At 47.3% G+C, this 452-nt stretch carries 1 tRNA gene and 1 pseudogene; both read left to right on the forward strand.

Features of this window, described 5'->3' with window-relative positions:
- Positions 1–5: 5 nt before the first annotated feature.
- Positions 6–95: transfer RNA gene (locus ACTHUF_RS11240), tRNA-Leu, on the forward strand.
- Positions 96–278: 183 nt separating this feature from the next.
- Positions 279–428, forward strand: a pseudogene (locus ACTHUF_RS11245) (IS5/IS1182 family transposase); the annotation flags it as partial.
- Between the last annotated feature and the right edge of the window lie 24 nt (positions 429–452).

The following is a 452-nucleotide window of genomic DNA, read 5'->3' on the forward strand; positions in this document are numbered from 1 at the left end:
TCTACGCCCGGGGGGTGAAATAGTTAGACACAATGTACTTAAAATCCGTCGGCCCTAAACCGGCCGTGCCGGTTCGATTCCGGCTCCGGGCACCAATACATATCTGAATTTATGGAAAATCGAAGATTCCAAATTTCCAATTGACAGCTTATTTGGAAGACTGTCTTTTTTGTTTGTACCTTATTTGTGTCTAACTTGCGCCGTATGTGCCAAATGTGACAAACTCCTGCAAAGGCCTCAAACTATGACAGTAAGGAAGACTGGTAGCATCTGGTAATCATCGTTTGCTGGACAGCATTATGCACAAAGCCCACCGCAAACATTCGCTGTCGGAAGCGCAAACCAAACGTAACCTACATCTATCGAAGACCCGTTGTGTGGTCCAACAAAACTCCGGTAAGCTGCACCGTAAGCCCAATCCCGCTAGACCCTGGCAGCCTATTTCGGTCTGA

It is taken from the genome of Neisseria sp. P0024.S006, from assembly GCF_051956595.1.
In the GTDB taxonomy this organism is placed as follows: domain Bacteria; phylum Pseudomonadota; class Gammaproteobacteria; order Burkholderiales; family Neisseriaceae; genus Neisseria.